The organism is Bacillus sp. GMs2/2 (assembly GCF_050172095.1).
Classification (GTDB): Bacteria; Bacillota; Bacilli; order Bacillales; family Bacillaceae_G; genus Bacillus_A; species Bacillus_A cereus.
In genome coordinates this window covers 1-2,827 of sequence record NZ_JBNLYE010000451.1, presented here as the reverse complement: position 1 = coordinate 2,827, position 2,827 = coordinate 1, and the positions used below count along the sequence as shown (strand labels likewise).

Below are 2,827 nucleotides of genomic sequence, written 5' to 3'. Positions count from 1 at the left end.
GACTCTTTCGGAGATATACCAAAGTGAGATCTTTTATATGCACGTTACTATTACCGAACTAAATTTCGGTATAGTATTTTTTTGCAGCTCCTTGATTTTTCAACAAATACGTATAAAAAATCAATAGTAGGAAAATAAACTGCTGGCTAAAAGTTTACTTTCGATAAAATAAAAAAGGACCTACTCCATTCATTCTTAAAAACATAAAGTAAAGTGAACCCGTTAAAATACATGAATGGCCCTTAGTTTTAATCCTCTTACCTAAAGGAAGAACTATTATGGGCTATGGTGGCAGTTGAGGAGAAGGCTGTGGTTTTGCTGGAGGATTTGCTTTGCTTGTTGTACTCTTTATACTATTAATCATTATCGGATGCAGTTGCTTCTGCTAAAAAACTATTAGAAAGGACACTCTTATATGGGTGTCTTTTCTTTATGAAAAATATCTATAACCTTTTCCTTATGACTTTTAACATCAACAAAGGGTGATACAAACTATTACATATGTTTGTACCACCCTTTATTGATGCGTTTAGAATTCACAGTTGTTAAAGTTTTAGACTTCTCCCTTAGTGTACCCATATTATTAGAACATCCTGTAATCTGTAGACAAAATGTAGCTAATAAAAACAATATTAATAATTTCTTCAATAAATCCTCCTACATGCATAAAACACCATATGTTACAAAACAAACATAACATCAACTCTTTATAAAAACAATATAATCCTCGGTCCTTAAGCTATCTCTTAGCATAGGAGTACCGCTACATATTCATACAGCTAAAATTTTTAAATATCCTCTACTTAAGGAATTTGTAAGTATCAAGTAAGAAAAACGAGAGCTTTGCTTCGTATAATCAAAATATAAAGTGAAGGAAGAAAGATTATTTCTGGGATTAATATGCATGTAACCAGAGAAGAAATCTACATTTTTTTAGAATAATAATATTAGTATGTCCAAGTTTTGGAGATTGCTTGCAAATATTTTGAAGTTTTCGCACCAGAATTCTAATTACCATACCTGTTTTGTACCATCACATATTGGAGGTTGAAACATGAATAAAAAAAAGAAAATACAAAAATCAGTCCTTACCTTTACCCTACTCTTTTCTTTAGGCGTTTCATCTTTCCCGCTTACAACAACTATTCACGCAGATACACATGAGGAACAATCTGCTGAAAAGAAACTAGTCTCTTTAACGGAGCGTACATCATTATTTTTTGAATATCTCCAGAAAGGTAAGTATGCAGAGGCACTACAGTTGACGTCTGCTGCTTTTCAATCCAAGTTTACAGCAACCACATTACAAAACTGGTGGACACAAAGTGGCTGGAGCGGGATAAAAAGTATGGGAACCCCCGTGATAAAAGAACGAAACTTGGTCCATCAGACGGTGGAAATTCCAGCAGATACCGAAGGAACTACCATACCGCTACTCCTTAAATTCACACCTGGCGGGAAAGTAGATGAAATTGGAGAAAGGCCACCCGAGGAATCTTATACTATCCCGCATCCTAGCTATGATCAACCTGACTCCTATCAAGAACGTGAAATCGTCATTGGAAATTCTACCTATCCGTTACCAGCGACATTAACAGTTCCGAAACATAAGCGTGGTGAAAAACTGCCCGTAGTTGTTCTTGTTCATGGTGCTGGCATCCATGATCGCGATAGCACATATATGGGAACAAAAATCTTACGAGACATTGCGGTGGGCCTTTCATCCAACGGAATTGCAGTGTTGCGCTATGAAAAACGCACCTTAGAACATGCATTAAAGATGAGTACAGAACCTGTTACGTTAGACCGTGACACTACAGATGATGCTATATTTGCAGCAAAATCAGCAGCGCAGCAGGAAGGCATTGATCCAAATAATATTTTCATTCTTGGACATAGCCTAGGAGCTGGCACAATGCCACGTATACTAAGCAAAGCACCTTCCACACTTGTCCGAGGAAGCATCTTACTCGCACCACCTGCACGCCCTTTGACTGACATTGCTATTGATCATTCTCAATACCTTGGGGCGTCAAAGGAAGAAATCGATGAACTAAAAAGACAGGTCGCTTTTATTCAGGATCCTACTTTCAATCCCAATCATCCTCCAGCTGGCTACAATTTTGGGTCACCTCATTTTATGTATGATGTTTCTAGGTGGCGTCCAGTTGAAGAGGCAAAATCACGAAAAGAGCCTTTACTCATTCTGCAAGGAGTACGTGATTATCAAGTAACAGTAAAAGATGAATATACAAAATGGCAGAAAGGACTTTCAAACCGCGGGAATGTTCAGTTCAAAAAATATCCGAAATTGAATCATTTCTTCACGGAGGGTGACGGGGAATTAAGCCTCCCTAGTGAATATGAAATCCCTGCTAACGTTCCCGAATACGTCATCCAGGACATTATTACATGGGTTAACGAGACAAAAAAATAAGCAAACATCAAAAGCCTTCATGCAATCATTATTGCGTGAAGGCTTTTTGAAACTAGTGATTCAGAGATAGCTATTATTTTATATAATATTTGCCCCAAAACGAAAAATTAGAGTCTTTTATAGCAATGAAGTTCATTTTAAGAGCAACCTGTTCTGTGAGCTTAACGGTGATGGGCGGTACCCCTAGAATAAAGAAACAAGAGTAGTTAAAGAGACTACTCTTGTTTCTTTTCCTTCTCTTCTTTTTCAATTTCAGATACAGATTTTGCTGGTTTTTTAATCATTTTATCTAATTCCCCAGAACAACCAAACTTATCCTCAAATTTATCTGTAGTACTTATACTTGCATCAAACCATAATTCCTTATCATTATTTATATATCCTTCTACA

Annotated in this window: 2 protein-coding genes and 1 pseudogene; 2 read left to right on the top strand and 1 reads right to left on the bottom strand. The window is 36.7% G+C overall.

The features are described 5' to 3' along the window. Positions 1–278: 278 nt before the first annotated feature. A pseudogene (locus tag ACQGS6_RS25875) lies at positions 279–389 on the top strand (YjcZ family sporulation protein). Positions 390–1,054: 665 nt separating this feature from the next. Further along, on the top strand, positions 1,055–2,437 hold the full coding sequence (locus ACQGS6_RS25870) for an alpha/beta fold hydrolase (protein ID WP_426965840.1): 1,383 nt from the start codon (positions 1,055–1,057) through the stop codon (positions 2,435–2,437). 215 nt (positions 2,438–2,652) lie between these two features. Here ACQGS6_RS25870 and ACQGS6_RS25865 read toward each other — a convergent pair. Further along, the coding region (locus ACQGS6_RS25865; RefSeq protein ID WP_426965841.1) for a DUF1433 domain-containing protein at positions 2,653–2,827 on the bottom strand (175 nt) is incomplete at its 5' end.